This is a genomic window from Acidovorax sp. PRC11, from assembly GCF_031844105.1.
GTDB lineage: Bacteria > Pseudomonadota > Gammaproteobacteria > Burkholderiales > Burkholderiaceae_C > Paracidovorax.
The window spans coordinates 291,877-318,393 of the sequence record NZ_JAUZUQ010000003.1 but is presented as its reverse complement, the minus strand read 5'-3'; the positions used below and the strand labels follow the sequence as shown (position 1 = coordinate 318,393).

Here is a 26,517-nt window from a genome sequence, read left to right as displayed (position 1 = left end):
ATCCGCCCGCCCATGTCGCGCCGACCACGATCCGTGGCCGCGCTTCGCCCATTTCCCGTCCATGTCCGTCTTTTCCGACCAGCGCATGCCTTCACGGCCCCGCCGGCCGCTGTTGGCTGCCGCAGCCTGCGGCCTGGTCGTGGGCGCGGTCGTCTGGCACTGGCAGAAGGCGTCGGTGGACGGCATCGCGCAGGAGCGTTTCGCGCTCCGGGCCACCGAGGCGAGCCGGGCGCTGGAGACGCGCGTCGACACCTACCTGGGCCTGCTCACCGGCGTGCGCGCCATGTTCCTCGCCAATCCGCAGTTGCGCCGGGCGGATTACGACAACGCGCTGCGCGAGCTGCGGCTGGGCGCCCCCTACACCGGGATCTTCAACATCTCCTTCACGCGGTACGTCGTCCACGCCGACCGGACGGCCTTCGAAGAGGGCATCCGCACGGACCCCTCGCTCGGGCCCGAGGGACTGCCCGGGTTCGTGATACGCCCGGACGGCAGCAGGCCCGAGTATTTCGTGGCCGACTATGTCTGGCCCCGCTCGGGCAACGAGGACGTGCTCGGCCTGGACGTGGGCGCTATGCCGTCCACCATGGAGTCGGTGCGCTACAGCCGCGACAGCGGCAGCGCCATCGCGTCGGCGCCGTTCGATCTGTTCCAGGTGGCGGAGCACCGCGAAGGTTTCAACCTGCGGCTGCCCGTGTTCCTGGATGCGGACCAGGCAGGCCGCCGCTACATCGGATCGGTGGCGGCGACCATCCGCTTCCACGATCTCGTGCGGTCCCTGCGCGACGAAGGCCGGCTCAAGGGAGTGGTGATGGGCGTGCTGGACGTCGGCTCCGTGCGCGGCGTGCCGCCCGCAGGCAGCCGGTCGCTCCTGGCCCCGGGCCCCGCCGCGGAGCCCTCGGATCTGCGCGATGAGCGCGAATTGCAGGTCTACGACCGGCGGTGGAAGGTCACGTTCCTGGCCGACGCGCCCTTTCTTTCACCGGCCGAACGCGCGCTGCCCTGGGCCGCCGCCGTGGCGGCAGCGCTGGCGCTCTGGCTGGGCACGCTGCTGGTCGTGCTCGGGCGGCGCCTGTGGCGGCGCCCCCGCGATGGCGATCCCTTCCGGGCGCTGTTCGACCAGGCCTCCATGGGGGTGGCGCAGGTGGACACCGCCAGCCGGCGTTTCGTCCGGGCGAACGAGCGCTTCTGCGACATCCTGGGCTACTCGCCCCATGAGCTGTCGGCCCTCACGGTGCGGGACGTGACGCACCCGGACGACCTGGCGGAGAGCGAAGCGGTGATCGAGCGCATCGCGGCGGGGAACAGTGGCGAGCAGCACTACGAGAAGCGCTACCGGCACAAGGACGGGCACATGGTCTGGGTGGAGCTGCGCACCGCTCCCATGCACGGGCAGGGCGTGCCGCCGGGACAGCACCTCGCGGTGGTGCAGGACATCAGCGACCGCAAGCGCATGGAGGAGGCGCAGCGGGGCAGCGAGGCGCGCCTGCGCCAGCTCCTGTACCGCCTGCCGGTGGGGGTGTGCCTCGTCACGGCCGATGGAGCGCTGGGGTTCCGCAACGAGCGCTTCGCGCAGATCTGCGGCCACGGAGAGGACGCGGCCGGCACGATGCAGGCATGGTGGGAACTGGTGCTGCCCGAGCCCGCGCAACGCGTGCACGCGGTGGCGCAGTGGAAGGCGGCCTGCGAGGCCGCGCAGGCCGGCGACGGCACGATACCGCCGCGCGAATACCTCTTCACCTGCGGGGACGGCTCGGGGCGGCCGGTGGACATGGCCGGCGTGCTGATCGACGGAACCTGCCTGGTCACCCTGGTGGACCTGAGCCAGCACAAGGCCGCGGAGCAGGAGATCCACTACCTCGCCTACTACGATCCGCTCACCCAGTTGCCCAACCGCCGGCTGCTCGTGGACCGGCTGCAGAAGGCGCTGGCCGAAAGCGTGCGGCGGAGCCGCTGCGGCGCGGTGCTGATGCTGGACCTGGACAACTTCAAGACGCTCAACGAGACCCAGGGGCACGAGCGCGGCGACATGCTGCTGCGCCAGGTGGCGCAGCGGCTCTGCGGCTGCGTGCAGGGAGAGGACACCGTGGCGCGGCACGGCGGCGACGAATTCGTGGTGGTGCTGGAAGACCTGGGGCAGAGCCTGGAGGGCGCGGCCGCGCGTGCCGAGGAGATGGGCCAGAAGATCCTCGCGGCGATGCGGCACCCCTTCCTGCTGGAGGGCGAACCGCGGCACACGACGCTCAGCATGGGCGTGACGATTTTCCAGGGTGCCCGCGAAACCGTGGACGAGTTGCTGCAGCGCGCGGACCTGGCCATGTACCAGGCCAAGGCCGGTGGCCGCAACGCGCTGCGTTTCTATGATCCGCAGATGCAGGCCTCGGTGGCGGCGCGGGCCGCGCTGGAGTCGGACCTGCGCGACGGGCTGGGCCAGGGCGAGTTCGAACTCTTCTACCAGCCGCAGGTCGACCACGGCCGCATCGTGGGGGCCGAGGCGCTGCTGCGCTGGCGGCACCCGGTCCGCGGGTTCGTCTCGCCGGCGGAGTTCATCCCCCTGGCGGAGGAGACCGGCCTGATCCTGCCCATCGGGGAATGGGTGCTGCGCGCCGCCTGCGAGCGGCTGGCCCGCTGGGCGCGCGATCCGGTGCTGGCGCAATTGAAGCTGTCGGTGAACGTCAGCGCGCGGCAGTTCCGCCAGGGCGGCTTCGTGGGGCAGGTGCTGGCGGCGATCGCCGGATCGGGCGCGGAGGGGCGCCGGCTGCAGCTCGAGATGACCGAAAGCCTGCTGCTGCAGGACCTGGAGGACACGATCGACAAGATGCAGCAGCTGCGGGCCTACGGCGTGTGTTTCTCGCTCGACGATTTCGGCACCGGCTATTCGTCGCTGGCCTACCTCAAGCGGCTGCCGCTGGACGAGCTCAAGATCGACCAGAGCTTCGTGCGCGACGTGCTGACGGACCCGAACGATGCCTCCATCGCCCGGACGATCGTGGCGCTGGGCACCAGCCTGGGGCTGCGCGTGATCGCCGAGGGGGTGGAGACCGAAGCCCAGCGCGCGTTCCTGGAGCGCAACCGGTGCCATGCCTGGCAGGGCTATCTGCTGAGCCGCCCGGTGGACGTGGAGGCCTTCGAGCGGCTGGTCGTTTCCTTTCCTTCCGCTGCCGCGCCGGCCCACGCCCCGGACGCCGGCTGAGCCAGGCCTTCCATGCCCGAGCTGAAGACGGTCGCGCTGTACGTGCTGACGGCATTGGCGGAGATCGCCGGCTGCTACCTGCCCTGGCTGTGGCTGCGGCAGGACCGCAGTGCCTGGCTGCTGTTGCCGGGCGCCGCCTGCCTGGCCCTGTTCGCCTGGCTGCTGACGCTGCATCCGGCGGCCGCCGGCCGGGTGTACGCGGCGTATGGCGGGGTGTACGTCGTCGTCGCGCTCGGCTGGCTCTGGGCGGTGGACGGCATCCGGCCCGATGCCTGGGACGTCGCCGGTGGCGCGGTGACCCTGGCGGGCATGGCCATCATCGCGTTCGCGCCGCGCGGCGGCTGACGCCTGCCGTCTCCGTCACGGACGGAGGCCGCCCGGCCGCCGGGATGCGCCGCTGCTCCTGCAGCGGCCGTGCGCCACGGTATCATCCAGCGCTGCCCGCGAAGCCCGGGACGCTCCGCCATCCGGCCGGCCCGGGCAACGCTTCGCCGCTTCCCGCCCCGCCGCTCCACGCCTGCCGCTCCCACCCGTGCGCCTCAACTCCATCAAACTCGCCGGCTTCAAGTCGTTCGCCGAGCCCACGCATTTCGTGCTGCCGGGGCAGCTCGTGGGCGTGGTGGGGCCGAACGGCTGCGGCAAGTCCAACATCATGGATGCGGTGCGCTGGGTGCTGGGGGAATCCAAGGCGAGCGAGCTGCGCGGCGAGTCGATGCAGGACGTGATCTTCAACGGCACCACGCACCGCAAGCCGGCCAGCCGCTCCAGCGTCGAGCTGGTGTTCGACAACGCCGACCACCGGGCCGGCGGCCAGTGGAACCAGTACGCTGAGATCGCCGTCAAGCGCGTGCTCACGCGCGAGGGCAACAGCAGCTATTTCATCAACAACCAACCCGTGCGCCGCCGCGACGTGCAGGACGTGTTCCTGGGCACGGGCCTGGGCCCGCGCGCCTACGCGATCATCGGGCAGGGCACGATCAGCCGCATCATCGAATCGCGCCCGGAAGAGCTGCGGCTCTTCCTGGAAGAGGCGGCCGGGGTGTCCAAATATAAAGAGCGCCGCCGCGAGACCGAGAACCGGCTGGCGGACACGCGCGAGAATCTCACCCGCGTGGAAGACATCCTGCGCGAGCTGAACGCCAACCTCGAGCGCCTGGAAAAGCAGGCCGAGGTGGCGGCGCGCTACAACGCGCTGCAGGCCGACGTCACGCTGCGCCAGCAGCAGCTCTGGTTCCTGAAGCGCGCCGATGCCGAGGCCGAGCAGAACCGGGTGCGCACGGAAGGCCTGCAGGCCGTGAACGATCTCGAATCGCGCATGGCCGACCTGCGCCACGTAGAGGCCGACCTGGAAACCATCCGCCAGGCCCACTACACGGCCGGCGACCAGGTCAACCAGGCGCAGGGCCGACTCTACGAAGCCACGGCCGAGGTCGGCAAGCTGGAGGCCGAGATCCGCTACGTCGTCGAAGGCCGCCAGCGCGTGGAGCAGCGCCTGGCGCAGCTGGCCGAGCAGATCGCGCAGTGGACCGCGCGCAAGGACGATGCCGGGGCCGAGATGGAGAACCTCGCCGGTGCCGGCGTGGATGCGGACGAGCGCGCGGAGATGCTGGCCGCCCAGGTCGAGGAGCAGGCGATGCAGATGCCCGACCTGGAGGAGGCGCTGCGCCAGGCGCAGCAGCGCTCCGAGGCGCAGCGCGCGTCCGTGGTGCAGGTGCAGCAGCAGATCCAGGTGCTGGCGGCCGAACAGCGCAGCCTGCAGGAGCAGCGCAGGCAGGCGGAGTCGCGCCACGAACGCCTGCGCGCCGACCGCAATGCGCTGGCGGCCCCGGACGAGGCGCGCCTCGCCAACCTGCGCGAACAACTGGAGGCCGCCGAAGAAACCGCCGAGATGGCGGAAGCGCGCCTCGCGGAACTGCAGGACAGCGTGCCCCAGCTCGACGAGGACCGGCGCCAGCGGCAGCAGGCGGCGAATGCGGAAGGCGCGCGGCAGGCCGATCTCTCCGCCCGCCTGGAGGCGCTCAAGGCCCTGCAGGAAAAAGTGCGGACGGACGGCAAGCTCAAGCCCTGGCTCGCGCGCCATGGGCTCGACGGGTTGCAGGGCCTCTGGAGCCGCCTGCACATCGAGCCCGGCTGGGAGAACGCGCTGGAGGCGGCGCTGCGCGAACGCCTGGGCGCGCTGGAAGTCGGCCGCCTCGACACGGTGCGGGGTTTCCTCGGTTCCGGGGCGCAGGATGCGCCGCCGGCGCGGCTCGCCTTCTACAGCACGGCGGGGGTCGGCGCTTCTGCGGCCGCGTCCTCCTCCGGCACGCCCGCGCGGCTGGCGGACCTGCTGCGCGTGCCCGACGCGGGCCTCAGGGCGGTATTGGAGGACTGGCTGCAGGGCTGCCACACGGCCGCCACGCTCGACGAGGCGCTGGACCGCCGGTCGCAGCTGCGACCCGGCGAGGCGATCTACGTGCCCGGCGGGCATGCGGTGGCGGCCCATGGCGTGACCTTCTATGCACCGGACTCGGAGCAGGCCGGTCTGCTCGCCCGCGCGCAGGAGATCGAGCACCTGGAAAAGGAATTGCGGGCGCAGGCCCTCATCCACGAGGAATCGCGCACGGCCCTGGTGCGCGCCGAGGCCGCCTACGCGGATGCGTCGCAGCGCCTGGTCGCCGCCCGGCGCGAGGCGAGCGAGGGCCAGGGCCGCCGCCACGAACTGCAGGTGGAGAACCTGCGCCTCACCCAGCTCGCGGAACAGGCACGCGCGCGCAGCGAGCAGATCGGTGCCGACCTCGCCGAGGTGGAGGCGCAACTGGACGATCTGCAGGAGCGCGCGGCGACCGCCGAAGCCCGCTTCGAAGAGCTCGACATGCAGCTCGCCGACAGCCAGGAGCGCCACGCCCAGCTGGGCGACCGCGTGATCGAGGCCGAGCGGCGCCTGGCCGAATGCCGCGAGCAGCAGCGCAGCCTGGAGCGGCAGGCGCAGGAAGCCACGTTCTCCCGCCGCAGCCTGGAGGCGCGGCGGGCCGAGCTGGCGCGCACCATCGATACCGCGCGCGTGCAGGTCACGTCGCTGGAGGACGAGCGCCAGCGCGCGCAGGACGAAATGGGCCGCCTCTCCGCCGCGGCCGCGCAGGGCGGGCTGCAGCAGGCGCTCGACTTGAAAATGGACCGCGAGAAGGCGCTGGCCGCGCAGCGCAGCGAGTACGACGACCTGACGGCCCGGCTGCGCGCGAGCGACGAACGCCGCCAGCAACTGGAGCGCGCGCTCGATCCGCTGCGCCAGCGCATCACCGATTTCCAGCTCAAGGAGCAGGCCGCCCGCCTGGGCCTGGAGCAGTACACCAGCCTGCTGGCCGACGCGCAGGCCGACCTGGAGGCCGTGGCCCGCTCCATTGAGCAGGGGGGCGTGCGCGCCGCGGGGCTGCAGGCCGAGATCGACCGGCTGCACCGGGAGATCGCGGCCCTCGGCGCGGTCAACCTCGCCGCGCTGGAAGAGCTGCAACTCGCGCGCGAGCGCAAGACCTTCCTCGATGCGCAAATGGAAGACCTGACGCTCGCGATGACCACGCTGGAGGATGCGATCCGCAAGATCGACGCCGAGACGCGCACGCTGCTGTCCGGCACCTTCGATACCGTGAACGGCCATTTCGGGCGCATGTTCCCGGAACTGTTCGGGGGCGGGCAGGCGCGCCTCATCATCACCGGCGACGAGATCCTTGACTCCGGCGTGCAGGTGATGGCGCAGCCCCCCGGCAAGAAGAACCAGACCATCCACCTGCTCTCGGGCGGGGAGAAGGCGCTCACCGCCATCGCGCTGGTGTTCGCGATCTTCCAGCTGAACCCGGCGCCGTTCTGCCTGCTGGACGAGGTGGATGCCCCGCTGGACGATGCGAATACCGAGCGGTATGCCAAACTCGTCGCCAGCATGAGCCGGGGAACGCAGTTCCTCTTCATCAGCCACAACAAGATCGCGATGGAGATGGCGGAGCAGCTCATCGGCGTGACCATGCAGGAGCAGGGCGTCTCGCGCATCGTCGCCGTGGACATGGAGTCCGCGCTGTCGATGGCGGAGGCATGACGTCCTACAGAAGGTCCGCATGATGCAGCGCAACAGGCCATCGCCGTATACCGTTTCACTCTCACCATGAGCAATTTCCAACTCGGACTCATCATCGCCGGTGGCGTGGTCCTGGCCGTCGTCATCGCCTACAACGCGTGGACCGCGCACCGCAACGCGCCCCGGCGGGCCAGCCCGCCCGAAGCGGGGGAAGGCGGCGCCGACAACCTCGTGCGACAGGAGCCCGGTTTCGATCTGCCCCCCGGCGCGGTCGGCGGCCAGACCGAAGGCATGCCCATGCCGCCGGCGGGCACCGATGCGCACCATGGCGGCCACGCGGTGGACTGGCAGGATTCGCTGCAGATGCCGCTGCCGCCCGCGGAGCGCCGGGGCGGTCTGGACCCGCTGATCGACGCGATCGCGCCGATCGGCTCCGACCACGTGGTGTCCGGCGATGCGGCGCTGGCGGCGCTGCCGCCCACCCGCCGCGCCGGCAGCAAGCCCTTCGCGATCGAAGGCTTCAACGAAGCGTCGCAGCAGTGGGAGATGCCGGTGGCCGGACAGCGCTACACCCAGTTCCAGGCCGGCGTGCAGCTCGCCAACCGCGTGGGCGCGCTCAACGAGATCGAGTTCTCCGAGTTCGTGCTCAAGGCCCAGGGCTTCGCCGACGCGGTCAATGCCACGCCGGACTTCCCCGACATGCTGCACGAGGTCGCCCGCGCCCGCGAACTGGACCAGTTCGCCAGCGACCACGACGCCCAGCTGGCGTTCTGCCTGCGCGCGCGCCACGCGGCCTGGAGCCCCGGCTACCTGCAGCAGAACGCCGCGCGGCTGGGTTTCGTCGCCGGCGCCATGCCGGGGCGCTTGGTGCTGCCGGCCTCGGGGCTGGGGCTTCCGCCGGTGCTCACGCTCTCCTACGACACCCAGGCCGCGCTGTCCGACGATCCGGAGCAGTCGGCCATCCGCGAACTCACGCTGAGCCTGGACGTGGCCCAGGTGCACCGCAGCGAGCAGCCTTTCGCGCGGCTGCGCGAGATCGCCGCATCCCTCGGGCAGGCGATGGACGGCGTGCTGTGCGACCAGAACGGCACGCCGCTGCCGGCCATGACCATGGACCCGATCGCAGCCGATCTGGAACTGCTCTACGACAAGCTCGACAGCCGCGAACTGTCCGCCGGCTCGGTGCTCGCGCGGCGGTTGTTCAGCTGACAAAAGTCCGGCGGCCCGGCGACGGCCCGCCGGGCCTTCCCTTTGGAAAGACGAATCCCATGGCCGAGCATCCCGACCTTTTCTCCGCGCCTGCCGAGGGCGATCCCGCGGATGCAGGCCAGCGCGCCCGCGCGCTGCGGGCGCAACTGCACCAGTGGGCGCACCAGTACTACGTGCTGGACCAGCCCACCGTGCCCGATGCCGAGTACGACCGGGCCTTCCAGGCGCTGCAGGCGCTGGAGGCGGCGCACCCCGAACTGGTGACGCCGGATTCGCCCACCCAGCGCGTGATCGGCGCCGTGATGGAGGGCCTCACACCCGTGCGGCACCGGGTGCCGATGCTGAGCATCCGCACCGAGACCGATACCGAGGCTTCCGGCGCGGAAACCTTCGATGCGCGCGTGCGGCGCGAACTCAAGCTCGCGCCCGACGCGCCTCCGGTGGAGTACGTGGCCGAACTCAAGTTCGACGGCCTGGCCATGAGCCTGCGCTACGAAGACGGCCGCCTGGTGCAGGCCGCCACGCGCGGCGACGGCGAGGTGGGCGAGGACGTCACGCACAACATCCGGACCATCCGCCAGATCCCGCTGACGCTGCCCGAGGGCGGAAAGCAGGGCGTGCCGCCCGTGCTGGAGGTGCGCGGCGAGGTCTACATGCGGCGGGCGGATTTCGAGAGGCTCAACGAACGCCAGCGCGAGGCCGGCGGCAAGACCTTCGTGAACCCGCGCAACGCGGCCGCGGGCGCCGTGCGCCAGCTGGACTCGAACATCGCGGCCCAGCGGCCGCTGAGCTTCTTCGCCTACGGGCTGGGGGACGTGACGCCCGCCGCGGACGGCGGGCCGGACTTCGCGACGCATTTCGCGATGCTCCAGCAGCTCAAGGCATGGGGCTTCCCGGTGGCCGCCCAGGTGCGGACGGCGAAGGGGGCCGCCGAATTGGTGGCTTTCCACCAGGAGGTGGGCGCAAGCCGCGACCAGTTGCCCTACGACATCGACGGCGTGGTCTACAAGGTCAACAGCCTGGCGCTGCAGAAGCAACTGGGCTTCGTCACGCGCGAGCCGCGCTGGGCGGTGGCGCACAAGTACCCCGCGCAGGAGATGGTGACGCGGGTGGAGGGCATCGACGTGCAGGTCGGCCGCACCGGCAAGCTCACGCCCGTGGCGCGGCTGGCCCCCGTGTTCGTGGGCGGCGTCACCGTGACCAATGCCACGCTGCACAACCTGTTCGAGATCCGCAAGAAAGGCGTGCGCGTGGGCGACCAGGTCATCGTGCGCCGTGCGGGCGACGTGATTCCCGAGGTGGTGGGCACGGTGCCTGCCGCCATCGCGCCGGTGGCGGGTGCGCTGCAGGGATCGGACGCGCTGCTCGATGCGGCATCGTCCGCCGACGGCACGCTGCCGGGCGCGGATGCGGCCCGCGCCGCGCCGCGTTCGCCCTACGTTCCGAATTTCCGCATGCCACGCCAATGCCCCATCTGCGGCAGCGCGGTGGTGCGCGAGAAGGGCGAGGCCAACCACCGCTGCACGGGCGGGCTGTTCTGCCCGGCGCAGCGCAAGGAGGCGATCCTGCATTTCGCGCAGCGCCGCGCGATGGACATCGAGGGCCTGGGCGAGAAACTGGTCGACCAGCTGGTGGAAGGCAAGGTCATCCGCACGCTGCCGGACCTGTACCGGCTCGGCCTGTCGGCACTCAGCAGCCTGGACCGCATGGCGGACAAATCCGCGCAGAACGTGCTGGCCGCGCTGGAGAAATCCAAGCAGACCACATTGCCGCGCTTCCTGTTCGGCCTGGGGCTGCGCCACGTGGGCGAGGCCACGGCCAAGGACCTGGCACGCCACTTCGGCAGCCTGGACGCCATCATGGACGCCAGCGTGGAGCAGTTGCTGGAAGTGAACGACGTCGGCCCGATCGTGGCCGAGGCGATCCGCACCTTCTTCGACCAGCCGCACAACCGCGAGGTGGTCGAGCAGTTGCGGGCCTGCGGCGTGCACTGGGAAGAGGGGCCGCCGGCCGAGCGCGCCACGCTGCCGCTGGCGGGGCGCACCTTCGTCATCACGGGCACATTGCCCACCTTGAGCCGCGAGGACGCCAAGGAGCGGCTGGAGGCCGCGGGCGCCAAGGTGGCCGGCTCCGTCAGCAAGAAGACGCATTACGTGGTCGCCGGTGCAGAGGCCGGCAGCAAGCTGACGAAGGCGCAGGAGCTGGGTGTGCCGGTGCTGGACGAGGCGGGGATGCTGGAGCTGCTCCAGGGCGGTTGAAGGCCCGGCGCGCCGGCGCGTCCTGCGATGGGAGGTGGCCGTATGGCGCCTGCACGGCAGCGCGGTTCTATCAAATCCGCTGCCGGTATTTCAATAATGCCACCGGGTATTGATTCGCATATTTGACGATTTGCGAATGGCTGAATCACGGCTATGATTCGCCGTTCGGCACTACCGTGCAACGCGAAGATAAATAATACCTTTAATACGTTTGGTTGCATTATGACACGTCGCGTCACCATTCAAACGCCATTGGGCGACACGCTGCATTTCCGGGAACTCAAGGGCCGGGAGGAATTGAGCCGGACCTACAGCCTCGACATCGAATTGCTGAGCGAGGACAAGAACGTCGATCCCAAGGCGCTGCTGGGCAAGAACGCGACGCTGGTGGTGGAGACCGAGGGCGGCGGCCGGCGCTACATCGACGGGATCGTGACGCGCTTCGGCATGCAGGGGCAGGACCACCGCTTCTACGCCTATCGCCTGCGGTTGCAGCCGTGGGTGTGGCTGGCCTCGCGCAAGAGCGATTTCCGGATTTTCCAGAACAAGACGGTGCCGGACATCATCGACGAAGTGCTCGGTGTTTACGGATACCCGCTGGAGAAGAAACTCAACCGCAGCTACCGCACGTGGGAATACTGCGTGCAATATGACGAGAGCGATCTGCAGTTCGTCTCGCGGCTGATGGAGCACGAGGGCATCTATTACTACCACCAGCATGCCGCGGGCCAGCACACGCTCACGCTGGCCGACGACATCCTGGCCTCGCACCAGCCGCTGCCCGGGGCGGCCACCATCCCGTTCTACCCGCCCGAAAAGTCCGCGGTGGCCGACCGCGAGAACATCCATGCGTGGGAGCTGCACGAGGAGATCAAGCCCGGGCGCTTCTACAACGACGATTACGACTTCAAGAAGCCCAAGGCCGACCTGGCGAACATGCGCCAGATGCCGCCCGGCCACAGCCACGACGCGCACGAGACCTACGAATGGCCGGGGGGCTACACCGAACTGGGCGACGGCGAGGCCTATGCGCGGGTGCGGCTGCAGGAGAACCTGAGCGGCCGTGCGACGGTGCGCGGCCAGTCGCGGCACCGCGCGATCGCGCCGGGATACACGTTCACGCTCGAGAACTACCCGCGCGGCGACCAGAACCAGCCTTACCTGATCACGGGCGTGGATTACCATTTCCGCGAGAACCCGCGCGTGAGTTCGGTGAACCCGGGCGCCAAGGGCACCGAGCAGGAGGAAGGCTCGTTCCAGCGCTTCGCCTTCGATGCGCAGCCCACCAGCCTGCCGTATACCCCCGCGCGCGTGACCCGCAAGCCCAAGACCACGGGCCCCCAGACGGCCGTGGTGGTCGGCCCGCCCGGCGAGGAGATCTGGCCGGACCAGTACGGCCGCGTGAAGGTCCAGTTCCACTGGGACCGGCTCGGAAAATTCGACGAGCAGTCCAGCTGCTGGATCCGCGTGTCGCAGGGCTGGGCGGGGCAGAACTACGGCAGCATCTACCTGCCGCGCATCGGCCAGGAAGTGATCGTGGATTTCCTCTCCGGCGATCCGGACCAGCCGATCATCACCGGCCGCGTCTACAACGCCGAACAGATGCCGCCCTGGAAGCTGCCGCAGCACAAGACGCAGTCCGGCACGCTCACGCACTGGAGCAAGGGCGGCGGAGGGGCCAGCATGCTGCGCTTCGAGGACCAGAAGGGCATCGAGCACCTGGAGCTGTCGAACACCTACGGCAACACGTACCTCAACATGGGGTACCTGATGCACCAGGGCTCGGGCTCGCAACGCGGCTACGGCTTCGAACTGCGTACCGATCTGTGGGGCTCGATCCGCGCGGACAAGGGCCTGCTGATCACCACCTACAACCAGGACTTCACCTCCCGCGTGTCGGTGAACAACCCCGACGGGTTCGAGCACATGGGCGCGACGCTCGCCAACACCGCCTCGCTCATGCAGGAGGCCGGGCAGGCGGTGTCGTCGGCGCAATCCACGATCGGCGCGCTCAACCAGGCGAAGTCCTCGCAGATCGCCAGCCTGGGTTCCGCCATCGCGGCCATCACCGGCGGGGGCGCGGGCGGTGCGGCGTCGCTCGCCAAGATGGCCTCGGCGCTGTCGGGCAGCGGTGGCGGCGGTGCGGAGACGGCCATGCCGACCGACACCGATCCCGCGATGGCCGACGCGCGCAGCCTCATGGACCTGTCGCGCGACATCACCAAGCCGGTCGTCTCCATCGTGAGCCCGGAAGGCCAGAGCCTCATCAGCCCCAAGCCGATCGTCGTCAGCTCGGGCCAGAGCACCTCGGTGCGCGCGCAGCAGCACGTCACGGTGTCGAGCGGCGCGCAGCTCACCCAACTCGCCAAGAGCGGCATGTTCACGCACGTCACCGAAGGCGGGCAGACCAACATCGTCTCGGCCGGCGACGTGGCCTCGGTCGCCAAGACCGGGCACATGAACCTCGTGGCCGAGCAGAACGTCACCATGTCGTCTACCGCGCTCAACGCGCACGTGCTCGCGAAGGAGAACGTGGTGGTGAGCGCCGAGAGTGACACCGTGTTCGTGAGCGCGGGCAAGCACATCACCGAGGCGGCCGGCGAGAGCATCACGCTGGTCTGCGGCAAGGCGTCCATCACGCTCAAGGCGGACGGCACCATCGTGCTCAACGGGGTCAAGGGGGTCTTCAACTTCCAGGACGACCTCGACCAGTTCGGCAAGAAGATCAACCTCAACTGCTAGTCCCGCATGCGCTACCACTTCAACGAGGGCCACATCGAAGCCCCGGACCACGTCACCGACCGCACCGTGCACCTGCTCGCGCCCACGCCGGGCACGGGCGAGATGACCGTCGCGATTTCCAAGGACCTGCTCGAAGCCGGCGAAACCCCGCCGCAGTTCCTGCAGCGCCAACTGGGCGATCTGTCGCGGCAGGTGGCCAAATTCAGCCGCAGCGAGGTGCAGCCGGCCACGCTCGGTGCGCCGGAGCAGAAGATCGGCGGATCGAAGTTCACCGTGAGCTACAAGCAGCAGGGCCGCATGGTGCACCACGTGCAGTCGCTGTTCCTGCTGCCCGACGGCCGTACCGTGCTCAACCTCACCTTCTCGCTGCCCGTGCCCTTCACCGATGAGCACCACCGGCAGGTGGACCGGGTGCTGGGCAGCTTCGTGCTGCGCGCGTGAGCGGCGGCACCGGCGGCATGCGACCGACCGACGGAACACCACGATAGAGGAGCAGGCCAATGGGAGGCATGGAGGCGGCGCGGCAGGCGGACGAGATCGGCCACGTCTCGGTATGGGCGCGGCTGGCGCGCGTGGGCCTGCGGCTGGCCTCGGGCATGGTCGAGACGCTGCTGGTGGCAGGTGCCGTGGCGCTCGTCACCGGCGTGTCGGTGGCCACGATGGGATGCGGCGCGATCATCGCGTGCGGCCTGCTGGCGGGCTTCATCGGAGGCGCCACCGGCTGGAGCGACTACAAGGAAAAAAAGATACAGGAGATGACCGAGGGCATCGGGGACCTCGACATTACGGGCACCCTCGGCATCCGGGGCGCGGCGACGGTGCGCATCAACGGGCGCGCGGCCATGCGCGCCGTGGCCGATGCGGCCGTGTGCAGCAAGCACGGCGAGCCCAACCCGAACTTCATCGCGGAAGGCTCCGATTCCGTCTTCATCGAGACCTACCCGGCCGCGCGCAAGGGTGACAAGCTCATGTGCTCGGCGCAGATCGCGAGCGGCTCCGACGACGTGCGCGTGGGCGGCAACAAGACCGCCTACCTGGAGATCGCGGACGACCGCGAATGGTGGGAGACGGCGCTGGAGATCGGCGTGGGCCTCGCGATGGGGCGCGGCAATTTCCTCGGCAAGCTCGGCTGCCTGGCGATGGGCGCGGTGGTGGGCATGGCCGGCGACGCGCTGGGCCGGGGCTTCCGCTCGCTGATCGGCTACCCGGTGCATCCGGCCACCGGCGGCAAGGTGCTGGACGGCAGCGAAGACACCGACTTCGTGCTGCCGGGCCCGCTGCCGATCGCGTGGCGGCGCTTCTACAGCAACCACGACCACCGGCACGGCACGGTGCACGGCACCGGCTGGTGCGTGCCCTACGAGATCGAACTGCACGTGGAGCGGCCGGCAGCCGGCGCGCCGCCTTCTCGCATCACCTTCGTCAACCCGCAGGGCCGGCACATCGATCTGCCAGACGTCGCGCCCGGCACGGCGCTCTTCAACGTGGGGGAGGGCTTCACCCTGGGGTGCACCGCGGGCGGGCACTACGAGGTGGCCGAGCCTGACCAGGTGAGCTACCAGTTCGGCCCCGCGCCGCAGGATGCGGGCACGCACGTGCTGCGGCTGCTGCGCATCCGCGACCGCTTCGGGCACTGGGTGGGAATGCGGTACGACGCCGAGCGGCGGCTCTCGGGCATCGCCGACCACCTTGGGCGGCTGCTGCGGCTGGACTACCCGGCGGAGAGCCGGCGCGTCGCCGCGATCCACCTCGTGCAGGCGGCGCCCGGTGAACAGCTGGGCCTGCTGGCCGCCTATGGATACGACCACGGCAGCCAGCTCGCGCGCGTGCAGGACCGCACACGCGCCGACGTGCGCCGCTTCGCCTATGGCGAAGGCCTGATGGTGCGCCAGGAAGATGCCGCCGGCTTCGCCTGCCACTACGCCTGGGAGGGCGAAGCCGACGCGAGCGGCCCGCCGCGGCAGGACGGCGCACGCGGCCCCGCGGGAGAGCCGCTGCGCGACCGCCGCGTGGTGCGCCACTGGACGGACGACGGCGAAAGCTACGCCATCGCCTACGGCAGCGCAGGCGGTGGCCCGGAGGAGGCCGGCGGCTGGACGCGCTCCATCGACCAGCTCGGCCGCGAGGAGCGCTGGCAGTGGGACCGCTGGCACAACCTCACCGCCTACACCAACCCGCTCGGCGAAACCTGGCGCCTCGCCTGGAACGAGCGGCGCGAACTGCTGGCCTGCTCCCGTCCTTCGGGCGCCACCACCACCTTCCAGTACGACGACAACGGCCTGCAGACCGGCATCGTCGATCCACTCGGCCGGCTCACGCGCATGCTCTGGGACAGCCAGTGGTTCGAGCCGCTGCGCATCACCGGCCCGGATGGCGCCACCTGGCGCTACGAATACGACCGCCAGGGCCTGCTCGTGCAGGAGACGGCGCCCGACGGCAGCACCACCGCCTATGCCTATGACGCGGACGGCCAGCTGGTGCAGATCCGCGATGCGCTGGGCGGCGCCAAGACGCTGCAGTGGAACGAGCGCGGCCTGCTGCTGCGCTACACCGACTGCTCCGGGCGTTCGACGCGCTACGCATGGGACGGCTGGGGCCAGCTGCAATCCGTGACCGACGCGCTCGGGCAACAGACGCAGGGCACCGTGGATGCGCGCGGGCAACTGGTCTCGCTGCGGCTGGCCGACGGCAGCAGCCAGGGATTCGCCTACGACGCGGGCGGACGGCTCGTGGAGCACACCGATGCGCTCTCGCGCGCCACGCGCTACGGCCACAACGCGCGCGGGCAACTGCTCTGGCGGCGTGACGCGCAGGGCCGGGAGATCGGCGCAGCGCACGATGCGGCCCACCGGCTCTCCGCGCTCGCGACCGAGAACGGCGGCGTCTACCGCTTCCGCTACGACGATGCGGACCGGCTCATCGAGGAAGAGCGGCTGGACGGCACGCGCGTGGGACTTGAATACAACGTCGACGGCCATGTGGTGGCGGTGGTGCACCACCCCGCTCGGGGCGACGACGTATTCCACGAACTGGAGACGCAGGCGCAGGATGGCACGCTGGCGGACGGCCCGGCCGCGCGCAGCCCGCTGCAGCCGCGGCGCACCGAACTGCTGCGCGACACGCTCGGCCGCCTCGTGGAAAAGCGCGTGGGCGCCAGCGTGCTGCGCTACCGCTACGACGTGGGCGGCCGCATGGTGGAAGCCACGCGTTGGCGGCGCAGCGCCGAGGCGGGGGCAGGGGACGTCGCTCAACAGCCGACCCTGACCCTCCAGCACACCACGCGGTTCGAATACGACACGCTGGGCCGCATCGTGGCCGAGCATGCGGAAGATGCGGTCAGCGGGCAGACGCACACCCTGCGGCACGAACACGACGCGCTGGACAACCGCACGCGCACCGAACTGCCCCTGGTGGCCGGCGCCGCCGGACAGCCGGGACTGCGCCGCAGCCTGAACTACCTGCATTACGGCTCCGGCCACCTGCACCAGATCAATCTGGGGCTGAGCGAGGAGGGCGGGCGAGACGGCGAAGGCACCGAACCCCCGATGCGCGGCGAATCGCCGGTGGACGGCATGCTGCCCGAAGCCGCGCGCGAAGTGCACCGGCTGATCGCCGACATCGAACGCGATGCGCTGCACCGCGAGGTGCTGCGCACCCAGGGCACCCTGTCCACGCGCTACCTGCTGGACCCGCTGGACCGGCGCACGGGCAGCTGGACGCGCTCGGGCGCCGGCATGCAGGACGCCACGACGGAGGGCTGGCAGGCAGCCTGGCAGCAACAGGTCGATGCCCTGGCCCAGCGCGGCCCCTCGGCCGCCGTCGGCCTGCTCAAGCAGTACCGCTACGACGCCGTGGGCGAACTGCGCGAGAGCGTGCACAGCCACAAGGGCCGCACCAGCTGGCGCTACGACGCCACAGGCCGCGTCGAACAGACCCTGCGCGCAGGCCCGGGCGCGCTGCCCGGCGCGGGCCTGCAGGGCCGCTCGGAGGAAGTGTTCCGCTATGACCCGGCCGGCAACCTGCTGGACGCGGGCGGCACCGCGGGACGCATCGCCGCGCAGGCCGCCAACGACGGCGCGGCCCATGCAGCAGCGGGGGCAGGCGGCTCCACCGGCTACCTGCGCGACAACCTCGTGCGCGTCTACGAAGACAAACGCTTCGCCTACGACGGCTTCGCCCGCCTGCGCGAAAAGCGCATCGGCCGGCACACGCTGCAGCGCTTCACCTGGGACGACGAAGACCAGCTGGTGGCCGTGGAAACCACGCGCCATCCCGGCACGGCCCAGGAGACGCGCCAGACGGTCGAATTCCGCTACGACGCGCTGGGACGGCGCATCGCCAAGCAGGACGCCTTCGGCCAGACCCTCTTCATCTGGGAGGGCATGCGGCTCATCGAAGAGCGGCGCGGTGCGCGCGTGGTGAGCTACGTCTACGAGCCGGGAAGCTATGTGCCGCTTGCGCGCATCGATGCGGACGGCCTGCGGCTGGACGACGGAAGCCATGGAGGCCTGGTGGGCGGCGGAGGCGCGGTGCCGGCATCTTCACAGGGCGATCCCTTCCGATCCCCTACCCTGAATCCCATGGCCGCGCCCGGCAGTTCGGCGATGATGCCTGCGGCCGAGTCCGAAGCGCGTTTGCGCGCCAGCGCCCAGGTAAGTTACTTCCACACCGACCCCTCCGGCTTGCCGGAGGAAGTGACCGACGCATCCGGAGAGGTGCGCTGGCGTGCGAGTTACCGCACCTGGGGCAGCGCACTGGAAGAGCGCTGGGACGCGGTGCGCATCGACGGCAGCGCGGTGCCCCCTGCGCAGCAACGGCACGCGCGCGAGGAGGCGTTGGAGCAGAACCTGCGGCTGCAGGGGCAGTACCTGGACCGTGAGACGGGGTTGCACTACAACACGTTCCGGTACTATGACCCGGATGTGGGGAGGTTTGTTTCGCCGGATCCGATTGGATTGGACGGTGGGCTTAATCTTCAAGAGTACGCTCCCAACCCGATCGCCTGGATTGACCCTCTGGGATGGGCTCGGGAGGGAACTTACGGCCATGAGCGCGCCACGCACACTGGCGGTGAGACCAACCATTCTCCCGCTTACGCTTCCTATAAGAATGAGGCAGGGGCACCATCTAAGTATTCCGGTCCAGCTTTCCATATGGATAAGACCGACCACCGGGCGATGACAAGTACGGGCTCGTCCCATGCCGCGCAGGCCTGGAGGGCCCGGCAAAATGCGCTCATTCGTCAAGGCCGCTGGGACAAGGCGATGGAGATGGATATTCGTGAGGCCAAGCAAAAATATGGATCGAAATACTCGGTCCGTATGAAACGCATGGTAAAGGAAGCATTCTTGCAAGGACGAATTACTGCTGCTCAAAAGAAGAGCTTATTGAGGAAATGCTGATGAAATATGTAGTTGAACCTTATGTTTCTGTGAATAATTTTGCCTTCGGGGACAGCCAATCTCAGGTTAAAAAGTCGAATGGTGCTCCTTTCACATCCACCAAGGATAATATACAAGGGATCGTCACCGAGACACGAGAAGGATGTGAGTTGGTGTATGAGGAAAAGAAGCTTGCTTATGTGACAATGAATAAGCATGTCCAGCCAGTGGTGCGTGGTGTTGAGATATATTCAGAGGGATCGATTGAAAAACTTAAGAAAATAGATCCTGATCACTTGGTTGGTCCGAAATATATAATTTTTCGTGGATTGGGAGTATGCATTGGCGGGATGTCCATAAAAAAAATACCAGAGGGGAAAATTGTCAGTGCTTTCTCCAAGGATAAGGTGGATTTTTTTGAATTCTTCGTTACCGATTATTGATTAACTGATCGTTGGTGGGGAAGCGGCACGCGCCACCCCGGCACGCCGCAGGAGACGCGCCAGACCGTCGAATTCCGCTACGACGCGCTGGGGCGGCGCATCGCCAAGCAGGACGCCTTCGGCCAGACCCTCTTCATCTGGGAGGGCATGCGCCTCATCGAAGAGCGGCGCGGTGCGCGCGTGGTGAGCTACGTCTACGAGCCGGGAAGCTACGTGCCGCTCGCGCGCATCGATGCGGACGGCCTGCGCCTGGACGACGACGGCCATGGAGGCTTGGTGGGTAGCGGGGGCACGTCGCCGGGATCTTCACAGGGCGATCCCTTCCGATCCCCCACCCTGAATCCCATGGCCGCGCCCGGCAGTTCGGCGATGACGCCTGCGGCCGAGTCCGAAGCGCGTTTGCGCGCCAGCGCCCAGGTGAGTTACTTCCACACCGACCCCTCCGGCTTGCCGGAAGAAGTGACCGACGCATCCGGCGAAGTGCGCTGGCGCGCGAGTTACCGCACCTGGGGCAGCGCGCTGGAAGAGCGCTGGGACGCGGTGCATCGACGGCAGTGCGGTGCCGCCTGCACAGCAGCGGCATGCGCGCGAGGAGGCGCTGGAGCAGAACCTGCGGTTGCAGGGGCAGTACCTGGACCGTGAGACGGGGTTGCACTACAACACGTTCCGGTACTATGACCCGGATGTGGGGAGGTTCATCAGTCCGGATCCAGTCGGATTGGAAGGTGGCTTGCACCTGCAGCGTTATGCGCCAAACCCCGTTTCTTGGATTGATCCGTGGGGACTTGACGACGATGATCTCAAGCGGATGAATGGCCAGGATTCTGGACACCATGCTCCGGCTGTTAGAAAAGCAAAGGGTCGGCCCTTTGAGATGAGTCGATCTGATAAGTCGTGGCCCACTATTTTCCCTCGAGGAAGTGATCCGGAGCATGACCATTGGAGGTTACATAATGCAGAGAGAAAACATATTGGACCCAGAAAAGGGGATTTCCACGGAACTGATGAGGAGCTGTTCAAGGCCTACGAGAAAGCATACTGCGATAAGGCATTGAAAGGAATGAGGTTTATCTGAAGTCTCCCAATGGAAAGGTGGTTTTAGGGCTTAATATCACTCCTAAGACAGCTATAAGGCGCATGAAGAGTTGTTTGAAAAAGACCGGAAGGTGTTAAATGCAAGAGATTTTTGATGAAATTTCCGAGGTTTTTAAATCGGCTTTGGGTGATGTTGGCGAACAAAAGTCGTTCTCTATAGACGAATACCTCGATCAGCGTGATGAAGCGAATTTTGATGCCAAGTGGGTCAATACGTATAATTTGATCGAGCAAGAAAAGAAAAAATTTAGCTCGGGCGAAAGGAAGAAAGTTGATGAATGGTCAGAAAGGATTAGAGAAATTATTTTCAAAAATGTGATGAAAAAATTCGCCAATTCAGATTTGGCTGGATATATATCAGACGACGCTGGAATGATATTTGAAGCGAATTTTGTAAAGATACAGAGCTAAAAAGTTATGAAATAAAATTATATGGATTTTACAAGAATGGAAAATTTCCGGTTGGTGATTTTTAAGAATCTGCTTATTTTTCGCGCTCAAATTGCAAGTCTATACGGATATCCTCAGTGACGATGTGCATACAAATAACTCCGTCTTTGTGGCATCGGTGACCGGCGAGCTCTGCAAAGTGCTGGGCTCAGTGGGAATTTGCGTTGCAGCAGTTTGTTGGGGTGCAGCCTCCCTTACCCCGCATTAGGGCGATGATGTACTGCCGCAGACTTGCGAGTAAAGGGCTTTTTCTGCGCTGCAACCAGGGCCGCATTCCGACACATGCCGATAGGTATGGGAACGTATCTCCCTCACCAATTGAAATCTCAGAAGCCTCAGTAAACGCTCGCTTGAAGTAACAGAATATTTGAATGCTGAGCCGTGGAAATATTGATTTTACAGATCCATAGTATTGATTTCCACTATGATGAAATTGACACCAATGCGGTCCATTTCATTGTTACAGACGGCTATCTGTCTTTGCAAACCTGTGTATATTTTGATCCTTCTGAGGATCCGCCGTCAATTGAACCTCATATAGAGTTTAACTCTGAAGAACAAGCTCAGTACGGAGGAATAGATTCGATAGTCTCCATCCGGAAAAGCTAACAATCAAATTTTCAAAAAAAGGTGGAAATTTTGGTGGAATCCAAAGTAGATGAAAAGATTGTTGATTTCTTTGTTAAGCATTTATTTATGGGTAATAGGGTCAAATACTCGAGTGAATTTCCTGGGGAACTGCATGTTGAACAGACAGAGTTCCAAGAGTGACTAGATGAAGAGTAGTTGAAAGTTGCCTGATTCCGTAGGGCAAGCCTGCATTTATAAAGTGTTCCGCTAGGAGCCCGCCAGAAACCCGCTGAACGCCGGCGGCACTGCGGGACGCATCGCTGCGCAGGCCGCCAGCGACCGCGCGGTTTACACGTGCAAGGTACCGCGCTTGGCGCAGCGCAATGGAAGAGCGCTGGGATGCGGTGCGGATAGACGGCAATGCGGTGCCGCCTGCGGAGCGGCGGCACGCGCGCGAGTGACCGGCAGGGCAAAGATGGGACGTGTAAAGACAGAAGTCACCTATGGTGAGGCGCGCTGCATTGAACGGGCGCACATAGAGAGGTACGGGACCAATACAGGCACCCGAGGAGCAGGATATCCGGCTGCTGGCAGTGATGATTTTTATTCTGGCCGAGGAAATAGAAACCTTGGTTTTGATGTCAACAGTGCAACTAGGCCGGAAGCAAGGCAGAGTTATTTTCAGGCGGCTTATGAGGCTGAAGGTGGTACAGCTCGGCGTACCGCGGGAAAGAAAAGTTGTTGAGGATTATGATGAAGAAAAAGGTAAAAGTAGACGCTATTCGCCGAGGCGATATCTTTTCATTTCAGTTGAAGCCGGGTATTTATGGCTTCGGAGTCATTGTGTCGAAGATCATGGATGGCCATGTGTCGGAGATATTTAATTATTTCTCCGGTGAGAGCTCCATAGATACTTCAAAGCTCTATGAAACTTTCTACCCGCCATTGATCCTGGATTCTTATTCTCTTTTCCAGAAATCAAGCGAAGGGGATTGGGGCATTGTTGGTCATCAAGACAGCTATGCCCCAAGCGAAAGGGTGAGTTCGACAAGATTTGCTTGGGGTATTCGAGGAGACCAGAGCGTGACCACCATAGACAATCAACATATTCATGTGTCTGACGACGAAGCTGCGAAGTGGCCTCGTTGTCAGCCCTGGGGTGATTACGACGTCAAGGAATACATGGCGGACAAAATTGATAATCTGAAAATCGTTTGATTTTATTTTTTGTCTTTGGGTGTATATGGGGTGATATGAAGATAGAAACCTACAAGCCATTTTTTGTAAATTATGACGATGGCGATGAGGGTACGCTGAATCTCTATGACTGGGACATGGAGTCACGTGTTTCGGTCTTCGAATCGTTGGGCCGAGAGGGAAGCGGGTACGACTGGGATGCGATCGCCAGACTATTGGCATCTAAAATGGGTTCGGAAAAAAGTCGTTCGCTTCATTTCAACTCTGAAGCGGGAATGCTTTCCGTCTATGGTCCTCCGGAAATTCTTCTTGTATTGGCGGAGAAATTACACAATGTTTTCTGCGACGAGCAGGAGATTGCAAGTTGTGTCTCTGCAATGGGTGCTGCCTAAGGTTGAGGTTGGATCATCACGATGATGGAGTGGCGAAGGTGTTTTAGATGAAGTATATGATAGAGCCTTATGTTTCTATTAATGGATTTTTTCTTGGAGAAAGCCAGTCAAATATAAAGAAGAAAAATGGCGCGCCTTACATTTCTAAAAAAGACAACATCCAAGGCATAGTCACCGAAGACAGAGAAGGTTGCGAACTGGTCTACGAAGAGAAGAAGCTCGCGTATGTGTCCATGAACAAGCATGTTCATCCGGTGGTGGTAGGCATTGAAATCTATGCGGATGGAGCAATTGAAGCGCTCAAGAAGTTGGATCCAGACCACATGGTTGGACCGCGATACATGATTTTTAGAGGTCTGGGCGTATGTATTGGCGGGCTCTCCTCCAAAAAAATTCCTGAGGGCAGAATTGTTACCGCTTTCGCAAAGCACAAGGTAGAGTTTTTCGAGTTCTTTGTGACCGATTATTGAGGTTTTTTCGGCGCTGAATTGCTCGTAGGGCCAACGCTGCTCTAAAAGCTCGCTGTAAAAAGCATACTGCTTCAAGACCCTGAGGTATCCGCTTCTTCATCGAATAGCAGACATTTGGAGCCCGGTGATATGTCTTTGCAGCCGAGTGGCCATCCAGGCGATTCGGGCATCGACACCGGTGGCGCAAAGTGTTTCAGGGGACTAGCAGAGTCTCAGGCGTGCGCAGTTACCTGCTTGCCTCGCCGAGACGTGCCTTCAGAAAATCGACGAACACGCGCACCTTGGGCGAGAGGTGGCGGCTGGTGGGCCAGACGGCGCGGAACCGGCCGGTCGTGCGCGGAGCCTGGCGGGGGAGGACGATGCACAACTCGCCCTCTCGCAGCGGCCCTTCCACCAGGAAGTCCGGCATGCAGCCGATCCCCAGCCCGCCGAGGGCGGCGCCCCGCACGGCTTCCATGTTGTTGAAGACGATTGCGCGGCGCAGGCGGGGCACGGAGGCTTCTGCGCTGCTGGTTGCCTCGGCTGCCACGGGCCACTCCATCATCTGCCCGGAGTTGGGGTAGCGGAAGCAGATGCCGTCGTGGTCCGCGAGGTCGAGGGCGGTGGCGGGCGTACCCCGTGCCGCGAGGTAGCCGGGCGATGCGCACAGGATCGAGCGGTAGTGCCGCAGGGGCACGCTCACGAGCCGCGAATCGGGCAGGTCGCCGCTGCGCACCGCGACGTCCACGCCGTCCCCGATGAGGTCCACCACGCGGTCGTTGAAGTCGATGTCGAGTTCGACGCCCGGGTAGCGGTCCAGGAATTCCGGCAGCACGGGCAGCAGCAGGTGGTAGGCAACGATGGGCACGCTGACGCGCAGGCGGCCGCGCGGTGTGCCGGCCGCCTCCGACAGCATGGCGCGCGCATCGTCGAGGTCGTCCAGGATGCGCCGGCAGCGCTCATGGAATTGCCGGCCTTCCTCCGTCAGCGCGATGCGGCGCGTGCTGCGCTGCAGGAGACGCACGCCGAGTTCCTGCTCCAGCCGAGCCACGGCCTTGCCCACGGCCGAGGCGGAGATGCCGAGCGCACGCCCGGCCGCCACGAAGCTGCCGAGGTCGGCGGTGCGCACGAAGGCGGCGAGGCCGGGGAGGTTGGCAGCGGTATCCATGCAGAGCCTCCGGTAAGGGCAGAGCCAAAAGAGAAGCAGATTCCGGAAATTTCTTCCGGAGTCAGTGGAACCGCAGGTGGTTTTTCGCGGACTGCGGAAATCTTATCTTCCATGGCATGCGGTTCTCCGGTGCCGCCGCTTTGCTTCTTCTCCTTATTGGTGGAACCCCATGACCTCTTCTTCTCTGGATTCCAGACCCGATCATCACGCCCCGCGCTCACTGCTCGCCGCCGTCTGCATCGCATCGGCCACCATGCCCATGGTGTTCACCGGCCCGGCGGTGGCCCTGGGCGGCATCGCGGATGCGCTGCATGCCTCCGCGGGCGGTCTGGCCTGGGTGACCAATGCGTTCATGCTGGCGTTCGGCAGCTGCCTGCTGGCCGCCGGTGCGCTGGCTGACCGGATCGGACGCCGCCGCGTGTTCCTGGCCGGAGCGTGGCTGTTCATCGCGGCATCGGCTGCATTGCCGTTCGCGCCCGGCATGGCGGTGTTCAACCTGCTGCGCGGGCTGCAGGGGCTGGCGGGCGCGGCCATCTTCGCAGGCGGGGCCGCTGCGCTGGCGCAGGCGTTCTCGGGGTCGGAGCAGCCGCGCGCGTTCAGCTGGCTGGGCACGGCGTTCGGCATCGGGCTCGTGCTCGGTCCCATGACGGCCGGTGTCCTGGCGGACGCTTTCGGTTGGCGGGCGATCTTCGGGCTGGTGATCGCCGCGATGGCGCTCGCGCTGGCCCTGGCGATGCGGGCGATGCCCGAGACGCGCAGTCCGGCGCAGGCGGGTTTCGACTGGCAGGGCGCGGGAGCTTTCACCCTGGCGCTGACGTTGCTCACCTGCGCCGTCCTGGCCGCGGCGCAGCGGGGCTGGAGCGATGGGTGGGTGGCGGCGGGGCTCGTCGCCGCAGTGCTGCTGTTCGCGGCCTTCGCGTGGATCGAGCGCCGCTCTCCCGCGCCGCTGCTCGATCTCTCGCTGCTGCGCTATCGGCGCTTTCTCGGCATCCAGCTGCTGGCCGCTGCTCCGGCTTATGGCTTCGTCGTGCTGCTGGTGCTGCTGCCGATCCGTTTCGCCGGCATCGAAGGCATGGATGCGCGCACCACCGGCGGATGGATGGCGGCCTTGTCGGCGCCGCTGCTGGTGTTGCCGTTGATGGCGGGCCGCCTGGCGCGCCGCGTCTCGCCCGCCGTGCTGTGCTGCGCCGGGGTGGTGGCCTGCGCCGTCGGGTTGCTGTGGCTGTCGGTGTCACCTTCCGGCAGCGGGGCGGTGCCCGCGATGGTGCTGATCGGCTGCGGGATCAGCCTGCCCTGGGGACTGATGGACGGCTTGGCCGTGAGCATCGTGCCGCCGGAGCGCGCGGGCATGGCGGCAGGCATTTTCAGCACGACGCGGGTGGCGGGGGAGGGTGTGGCGCTCGCACTGGTGGGTTCGGTGCTCGTGGGGCTCATCCAGGCGAGGCTGCCGGCCATGCCCGATGCGACCGCAGCGGCGCAGTTGCTGGGCGCGGGACGCCTGGAAGAAGCGGCGGCATTGTCGACCGGCGCCACGGCCCACCAGCTGGCGGCCGCTTACGAGGGCGCGTTCGTGCTGCTCCTGCAAGGGCTGGCGGGCGTCACGGCCATGACGGCGGCGGTGCTCTGGTGGCTGCTCGGGAAGGGAGAGAGGCGTGTGCTGCGGGACGGAGCGGTGCCGAACCCGGTTCAGTGAGAGGACTGGCGCAGCGCACATGCGGCATCGGAAATCGCCAGCATGCTCACGGCATGAGGACAGCCTGAAGTGGAGCGGGTGAAGGGAATCGAACCCTCGTATGAAGCTTGGGAAGCTGCCGTTCTACCATTGAACTACACCCGCGTGGGGCACGCCATGTCGGCGGCCGGACGGGATTCTATCCCTAGTTGGCGGTGCCATGGGCGTCCGTGCGTTCAGCAGGACGGATGCG

Annotated in this window: 15 protein-coding genes, 1 tRNA gene and 1 pseudogene; 15 read left to right on the top strand and 2 right to left on the bottom strand. The window is 66.1% G+C overall.

Going from position 1 to position 26,517, the window contains the following annotated elements; translation table 11 throughout:
- The first annotated feature begins 61 nt into the window (after positions 1-61).
- From Q9R47_RS05340 to Q9R47_RS05270, 14 genes and pseudogenes are all read left to right on the top strand, one after another.
- Positions 62-3,193, top strand: a complete 3,132-nt coding sequence (locus tag Q9R47_RS05340; protein ID WP_311232169.1) for an EAL domain-containing protein — start codon at positions 62-64, stop codon at positions 3,191-3,193.
- Positions 3,194-3,205: 12 nt separating this feature from the next.
- A complete protein-coding gene (locus Q9R47_RS05335; RefSeq protein WP_311232168.1) occupies positions 3,206-3,538 on the top strand; it encodes a YnfA family protein in 333 nt (110 codons plus the stop codon).
- A gap of 187 nt (positions 3,539-3,725) precedes the next feature.
- A complete protein-coding gene (gene smc, locus Q9R47_RS05330; RefSeq protein ID WP_311232167.1) occupies positions 3,726-7,259 on the top strand; it encodes a chromosome segregation protein SMC in 3,534 nt (1,177 codons plus the stop codon).
- Positions 7,260-7,325: 66 nt separating this feature from the next.
- The gene (locus Q9R47_RS05325) at positions 7,326-8,447 is read left to right on the top strand and encodes a cell division protein FtsZ (RefSeq protein ID WP_311232166.1); all 1,122 of its coding nucleotides are present in this window, start codon (positions 7,326-7,328) and stop codon (positions 8,445-8,447) included.
- A gap of 59 nt (positions 8,448-8,506) precedes the next feature.
- Positions 8,507-10,705: an NAD-dependent DNA ligase LigA gene (ligA, locus tag Q9R47_RS05320; protein WP_311232165.1), complete on the top strand. Its 2,199-nt coding sequence runs from the start codon at positions 8,507-8,509 to the stop codon at positions 10,703-10,705.
- A gap of 222 nt (positions 10,706-10,927) precedes the next feature.
- Entirely contained in the window at positions 10,928-13,447 is a 2,520-nt protein-coding gene (locus Q9R47_RS05315) for a type VI secretion system tip protein TssI/VgrG (RefSeq protein WP_311232164.1), read from the top strand.
- A gap of 6 nt (positions 13,448-13,453) precedes the next feature.
- On the top strand, positions 13,454-13,888 hold the full coding sequence (locus Q9R47_RS05310; protein WP_311232163.1) for a DUF1795 domain-containing protein: 435 nt from the start codon (positions 13,454-13,456) through the stop codon (positions 13,886-13,888).
- Positions 13,889-13,947: 59 nt separating this feature from the next.
- Entirely contained in the window at positions 13,948-18,849 is a 4,902-nt protein-coding gene (locus Q9R47_RS05305) for an RHS repeat-associated core domain-containing protein (protein WP_311232162.1), read from the top strand.
- On the top strand, positions 18,849-19,271 hold the full coding sequence (locus Q9R47_RS05300) for a hypothetical protein (RefSeq protein WP_311232161.1): 423 nt from the start codon (positions 18,849-18,851) through the stop codon (positions 19,269-19,271). Before Q9R47_RS05305 ends, Q9R47_RS05300 begins: the two co-directional genes overlap by 1 nt.
- A 111-nt stretch (positions 19,272-19,382) precedes the next feature.
- Positions 19,383-20,055, top strand: a pseudogene (locus Q9R47_RS05295) (RHS repeat-associated core domain-containing protein); the annotation flags it as partial.
- Between the two features lie 389 nt (positions 20,056-20,444).
- On the top strand, positions 20,445-20,777 hold the full coding sequence (locus tag Q9R47_RS05285) for a hypothetical protein (RefSeq protein ID WP_311232158.1): 333 nt from the start codon (positions 20,445-20,447) through the stop codon (positions 20,775-20,777).
- A gap of 1,362 nt (positions 20,778-22,139) precedes the next feature.
- A complete protein-coding gene (locus Q9R47_RS05280; RefSeq protein ID WP_311232157.1) occupies positions 22,140-22,604 on the top strand; it encodes an Imm26 family immunity protein in 465 nt (154 codons plus the stop codon).
- Positions 22,605-22,639: 35 nt separating this feature from the next.
- On the top strand, positions 22,640-22,975 hold the full coding sequence (locus tag Q9R47_RS05275; protein WP_171410606.1) for an Imm51 family immunity protein: 336 nt from the start codon (positions 22,640-22,642) through the stop codon (positions 22,973-22,975).
- 47 nt (positions 22,976-23,022) lie between these two features.
- Positions 23,023-23,445 (top strand): hypothetical protein, encoded by a 423-nt coding sequence (locus Q9R47_RS05270; protein WP_311232156.1) that lies wholly within the window; start codon positions 23,023-23,025, stop codon positions 23,443-23,445.
- A 226-nt stretch (positions 23,446-23,671) separates the two neighbouring features.
- Here Q9R47_RS05270 and Q9R47_RS05265 read toward each other — a convergent pair whose 3' ends face one another.
- A complete protein-coding gene (locus Q9R47_RS05265; protein WP_311232155.1) occupies positions 23,672-24,592 on the bottom strand; it encodes a LysR substrate-binding domain-containing protein in 921 nt (306 codons plus the stop codon).
- Positions 24,593-24,761: 169 nt separating this feature from the next.
- Between Q9R47_RS05265 and Q9R47_RS05260 the strand changes: the two genes are divergently transcribed.
- Positions 24,762-26,285, top strand: a complete 1,524-nt coding sequence (locus tag Q9R47_RS05260) for an MFS transporter (RefSeq protein ID WP_311232154.1) — start codon at positions 24,762-24,764, stop codon at positions 26,283-26,285.
- A gap of 70 nt (positions 26,286-26,355) precedes the next feature.
- Here Q9R47_RS05260 and Q9R47_RS05255 read toward each other — a convergent pair.
- Positions 26,356-26,429 (bottom strand) — tRNA-Gly (locus Q9R47_RS05255).
- Positions 26,430-26,517 lie beyond the last annotated feature (88 nt).

Coding starts and splice junctions, on each gene's coding strand:
- Q9R47_RS05260 (WP_311232154.1), top strand. CDS start 24,762: ATGACCTCTTCTTCTCTGGATTCCAGACCCGATCATCACGCCCCGCGC.
- Q9R47_RS05275 (WP_171410606.1), top strand. CDS start 22,640: ATGAAGATAGAAACCTACAAGCCATTTTTTGTAAATTATGACGATGGC.
- Q9R47_RS05340 (WP_311232169.1), top strand. CDS start 62: ATGTCCGTCTTTTCCGACCAGCGCATGCCTTCACGGCCCCGCCGGCCG.
- Q9R47_RS05325 (WP_311232166.1), top strand. CDS start 7,326: ATGAGCAATTTCCAACTCGGACTCATCATCGCCGGTGGCGTGGTCCTG.
- Q9R47_RS05335 (WP_311232168.1), top strand. CDS start 3,206: ATGCCCGAGCTGAAGACGGTCGCGCTGTACGTGCTGACGGCATTGGCG.
- Q9R47_RS05310 (WP_311232163.1), top strand. CDS start 13,454: ATGCGCTACCACTTCAACGAGGGCCACATCGAAGCCCCGGACCACGTC.
- ligA (WP_311232165.1), top strand. CDS start 8,507: ATGGCCGAGCATCCCGACCTTTTCTCCGCGCCTGCCGAGGGCGATCCC.
- Q9R47_RS05315 (WP_311232164.1), top strand. CDS start 10,928: ATGACACGTCGCGTCACCATTCAAACGCCATTGGGCGACACGCTGCAT.
- Q9R47_RS05265 (WP_311232155.1), bottom strand. CDS start 24,592: ATGGATACCGCTGCCAACCTCCCCGGCCTCGCCGCCTTCGTGCGCACC.
- Q9R47_RS05270 (WP_311232156.1), top strand. CDS start 23,023: ATGAAGTATATGATAGAGCCTTATGTTTCTATTAATGGATTTTTTCTT.
- Q9R47_RS05280 (WP_311232157.1), top strand. CDS start 22,140: ATGAAGAAAAAGGTAAAAGTAGACGCTATTCGCCGAGGCGATATCTTT.
- Q9R47_RS05305 (WP_311232162.1), top strand. CDS start 13,948: ATGGGAGGCATGGAGGCGGCGCGGCAGGCGGACGAGATCGGCCACGTC.
- Q9R47_RS05285 (WP_311232158.1), top strand. CDS start 20,445: ATGCAAGAGATTTTTGATGAAATTTCCGAGGTTTTTAAATCGGCTTTG.
- Q9R47_RS05300 (WP_311232161.1), top strand. CDS start 18,849: ATGAAATATGTAGTTGAACCTTATGTTTCTGTGAATAATTTTGCCTTC.